This window comes from Methylibium sp. (assembly GCF_013817365.1).
Lineage (GTDB): Bacteria > Pseudomonadota > Gammaproteobacteria > Burkholderiales > Burkholderiaceae_C > Methylibium.
This window is the reverse complement of record NZ_JACDCU010000340.1, coordinates 1-4,497: the sequence shown is the minus strand read 5'-3', so window position 1 is coordinate 4,497 and position 4,497 is coordinate 1. Positions and strand designations below refer to the sequence as shown.

Annotated in this window: 3 protein-coding genes and 1 pseudogene; 3 read left to right on the top strand and 1 reads right to left on the bottom strand. The window is 70.9% G+C overall.

Going from position 1 to position 4,497, the window contains the following annotated elements:
- Positions 1 to 353: 353 nt before the first annotated feature.
- A complete protein-coding gene (locus tag H0W38_RS17160; protein WP_292456297.1) occupies positions 354 to 1,292 on the bottom strand; it encodes a TraB/GumN family protein in 939 nt (312 codons plus the stop codon).
- Between the two features lie 293 nt (positions 1,293 to 1,585).
- On the opposite strand from H0W38_RS17160, the pseudogene H0W38_RS17155 reads away from it, so the two are divergent.
- The 3 genes and pseudogenes from H0W38_RS17155 to H0W38_RS17145 all read left to right on the top strand — a co-directional run.
- Positions 1,586 to 2,407 (top strand): annotated as a pseudogene (locus tag H0W38_RS17155) (TatD family hydrolase); the annotation flags it as partial.
- Between the two features lie 188 nt (positions 2,408 to 2,595).
- Positions 2,596 to 3,387 (top strand): spermidine synthase, encoded by a 792-nt coding sequence (locus H0W38_RS17150; RefSeq protein ID WP_292456301.1) that lies wholly within the window; start codon positions 2,596 to 2,598, stop codon positions 3,385 to 3,387.
- On the top strand, positions 3,384 to 4,497 hold a 1,114-nt coding region (locus H0W38_RS17145), incomplete at its 3' end, for an ATPase, T2SS/T4P/T4SS family (RefSeq protein WP_292456294.1). The genes H0W38_RS17150 and H0W38_RS17145, both read left to right, overlap by 4 nt.

Here is a 4,497-nt window from a genome sequence, read left to right as displayed (position 1 = left end):
CGCGTAAGCCGTCAGCGCGATGGCTGGGGTGATGCCGCCTTCCTCGGGGGAAAGCGCGCGCAGCTTGCGCAGCAGGGCATCTGCGGCCAGTGCTTCATCGGGCCGAGCGCTGTCTGCGACCAATCGGTCGCGGCGAGGCGCAGCCTCATCTCCGTGGCTGGGGCGTCGGATGGGGATCGGTCAGTGGAAGGGTGAGCCACGGGTAGAAGTGGCTTGAACGCAGCCGCCTGCGCGGCACCGCCGGCAGCGCTGCAGCCGAACCGTTCGTATGACTGCCTGCGGAGGCAGGCGGCGCGCCCGGCCTGTGCTCTCGCGTCGCGAAGGGTTCGAGTGCCTCGACGCGTCGAACCCATTCAGGCCGGGCGTCGCTCGACGCTCCAGCCCAGCCGCGCCAGCCGGGCTGGCAGGCCCTGCTCACCGTGCAGATGCAGCGCCCCCATCGCCGCGAAGGCGCCGCCTTGCCGCAGATGCGGCAGCAGCCGCTCGACCATGCGCGCATTGCGGCGCAGCAGCAGGTGCTCGATCAGGTCGTCGTGCGCGGCCCGAAGCGCGGGCGCCTGGCCGACGAGCACGGTGCGTTGCAGCCGCCACAGGCCCGCCAGATCCTCGGCGAGATAGAGCGCGAGCAACTCGTCGATGGCGGCGAGTTGCTCGTCGTGCGCGCGGGCGCTGGCTTCGAACAACGCCAGCTGGCTGGGCAGCGGCACGGCTTCGAGCGAGGCGATCTGCTCGTCCAGGCTTTCCAGGGGCACGACGGGCAAGCCGCGCTGCACGGCCAGCCGCTGCAGCTTGCCGTCCAGGATCTCGCCCTGGCGGCGTGTCGGCTGCTCGAGCGCGAGGTAGGCGGCCCAGGGTTTGAGCCGGTTGGTGGCGGCAGGTGCAATGCCGTAGCGCGTGGCCAATACGGCGGCGATGAGCGGGTAGGCTGCCTCGCCGCTCAGCGCCCGCAGCGACTGGCCCGGCGGCAGCTGCGTCGCGGCTTCGAACCGGCGGCCGCTCTCGGCGTCGGCGCGCAGTTCGGGCAGGAACACGCGCGCCTCATCGAGCGCCGCATGCACGGCCGGGGGCATCTCGAGCACACGGGCATCGTCCAGGTGCACGGTGCCGAACAAGTGGCTCGCGGCGATGCCGGGCCGCTGGATGCGCCACAGCAGGCCCTGATCGAAGGTGGTGGCGACGAAGGCGCGAGCGCGAGCGTGTGCGAGGGGCAACAGGCCAGGCAGCCAGCGCAGCAGCGTGCGGCGGCTGCATGAGCCGGTGGCTGGAGCGAGGGCAGGAGGAGGGGGGCTCACGCGTGCAGTGTGCCGCGACGGTCCTCCTCGGCGGCCACGATTCTGGCTTCATCGCCGACGTTCCGTGCCGCGCCGCAGCAGCGCTCGCAAGAGCGAAGAAGGAACGTGTTCTCATCTGGCATCCTCCGTCGTTGAACAACCAAACGCTACAGACTTGCCGATGAAAACAGGCCCAGGGACTGCCGCCGCATCCGCTTGTCGTGCCCAGCTTGTTGCGCCCGCCAGGCGCGGCGCAGGCCTTCGACGCATGACGGCCGTCTTGCACCTGCGTTGCCGTCCGGGCTGAAGCACCGATGCCGACGTGGACCGACACCCACTGCCATCTCGACGCGGCCGAGTTCGACGCCGACCGCGCCGCGGTGGTGACGCGGGCGCGCGCTGCGGGCGTCGCGCAGATCGTGTTGCCGGCAATCGCGCCCTTCGACTTCGAAACGGTGCGCTCGCTGGCCCATGAGCATGGGCTGGTCTACGCGCTGGGCATTCATCCGCTGTGTGTCGGGTCGCTCGACGACACCGCGCTGCAGGCGCTGCGCGACGCACTGGCCGCGCAGCACGGCGACCCGCGGCTGGTGGCGGTCGGCGAGATCGGCCTCGACCATTTCGTTGCAGGGCTGGACCGTTCGAAGCAGGAGCACTTCTACGTGCGCCAGCTCGAGATGGCGCGCGAGTTCGATCTGCCGGTGCTGCTGCACGTTCGCCGCTCGGCCGACACCCTGCTCAAGCACCTGCGGCGCATGAAGTCCGGTGCGCCGCGCGGCATCGCCCACGCGTTCAACGGCAGCCGGCAGCAGGCCGATGCCTTCATCGGCCTGGGCTTCAAGCTCGGCTTCGGCGGCGCGATGACCTTCGACACGGCGCTGCAGTTGCGCCGGCTGGCGGCCGGCCTGCCGCTGGAGGCAATCGTGATGGAAACCGACTCACCGGACATTCCACCGCACTGGCTCTACACCAACGCCGCCCGTCGCGCGGCGGGCGAGGCGATGGGGCGCAACGAGCCCGGCGAATTGCCGCGCATCGCCGGTGAACTGGCAGCGTTGCGCGACATCACGGTGGCGGCGCTGGCGACGGCGACGCAGGCAAACGCAAGGGCTGCCTTGCCGCGGCTGGCGGCGTTGGAGGCTGGCCCAAGCTCTCCCTTGCAGGGCGCGCCCGGGCCTGCAGGCCCGGGCCGCTCGGTGGGCTCGCCGCATGCGGCTCGAGAGCCCCACCTCGCCCCCAGCCCTCTTCCAGAGGGAGAGGGTCGACGCGATGGGTATAGCTCCTCTCCCCCTTGCGGAGAGGCCGGGTGAGGGGCCAGCGCGGCATGATCAGCACCGTCGCACCGAAGCGCCTCCGCAGCCCGACCCTGGCGCCGGCTACGGTGTCGGAATTCGACGGCGTGCGCTTCCTGCATCTCGGCACCCCATGGGTACAAGGCGCCATGCGTCTGGCCAAGCCTCAACAACTCGAGCTCGAATACGTGCAGCGCATGATGGCTTGGCTGCTGCTGCTGCCGACCGGCGCGCCGGCCGGCCATGCGGTGCAGCTCGGTCTCGGTGCGGCGGCGCTCACCAAGTTTTGCCACAAGAAGTTGCGCTGGCGCTGCACCGCGGTGGAGCTCAACGCGACCGTCATCAGCGCCTGCCGCTTGTGGTTCCGCCTGCCCGACGACGATGCTCGGCTCGCCGTGATCGAAGCCGACGCGGCCGACTTCGTGGCCGATGCGCGCCACCACGCGACGGCCGATGCGCTGTGCGTCGATCTCTACGACCACGAGGCAGCCGCCCCTGTGCTGGACGACGAAGTCTTCTACCGCGGCTGCCATGCGCTGCTCGCCGAGGGCGGCGTGATGAGCGTGAACCTGTTCGGCCGAGACGTGAGTTTCGGGCGCAGCGCCGAGCGCATTGCGGCCGCATTCGGCGCCGAGCGCATGGCGATGCTCAAGCCCACCCGCGAAGGCAACACCATCGTGCTCGCCTGGAAGGGCTCGGGGCTGCCGCCGCGCGCCGAGCTGGCCGCGCGGGCCGAGGCGATCGAAGCGCAATGCGGGCTGCCGGCGCGCAAGTGGCTCAAGCTCTTGCAGAATCTGCCGGGCCGCCTGGCCACCGCCGCATGAAGACCCGTCCTCCCTTCGCCCCCCAGGTCGCTCCCGCAGCGCCGTCGCATGCGGGCCCGCGCAGCGGGCCGCAGCCGCTTGCGCCGCTGGCCGCTGCCGCACCGAGCGGCCCGCTGCACTGGCGCCAACTCGTCGCCTGGCTTGTGGCCGACGGCGTGATCCTGCTGCCCGACGCGCAGCGGATCGCGCAGCGTTTCGGCGCCGGCGACAGCGCCCAGCATCCGCTCGTGCGCCTGGGCGCGGCCGGCCTGGTGCACGCGTCGAGCGGCGTGCCGCTCGACGTGGAGGCGCTGACCGAGTGGCTGGCCCTGCGCTGCAAGCTGCCCTACCTGCGCATCGATCCGCTCAAGGTCGACGTGGCGCGGGTCGCCGACGTGATGTCGGCCACGTATGCCGAGCGCCGCTGCGCGCTGCCCGTGCAGGTGGGCGCGACGGAAGCGCTGGTCGCCACCTGCGAGCCTTTCGACACCGCCTGGCTGGCCGAGATCGAGGCGCACACGCGCAAGACGATCCGGCTCGCGCTGGCCAGCCCGCTCGAGATCCAGCGCTACACGACCGAGTTCTATACCTTGTCGCGCTCGGTGCGTGCGGCGCAGAAGGGTGGCGACGGCGCGGGCCCGGCGAGCTTCGAGCAGCTGGTCGAGTTGGGCAAGTCGAACAAGCAGCTCGATGCCAACGACCAGGGCGTGGTGCAGGTGGTCGACTGGCTGTGGCAGTACGCCTTCGATCAACGCGCGTCGGACATCCACCTCGAGCCGCGCCGCGAGATGGGCGCGATCCGCTTTCGCATCGACGGTGTGCTGCACACGGTCTATCAGGTGCCGCTGCAAGTGATGACGGCGATGACCAGCCGCGTCAAGCTGCTCGGCCGCATGGACGTGGTGGAAAAGCGCCGCCCGCAAGACGGCCGCATCAAGACGCGCCGCCCCGGCGCCGTCGGCAGCGCCGCCACCCGCGATGTGGAGATGCGCCTTTCGACCCTCCCCACGGCCTTCGGCGAGAAGATGGTGATGCGCATCTTCGACCCCGACAACGCCGTCAAGCAGCTCGACGGCCTGGGCTTCGGCGCGCAGGACGCCAAGCTCTGGGAGCAGCTCGTCACGCGCTCGC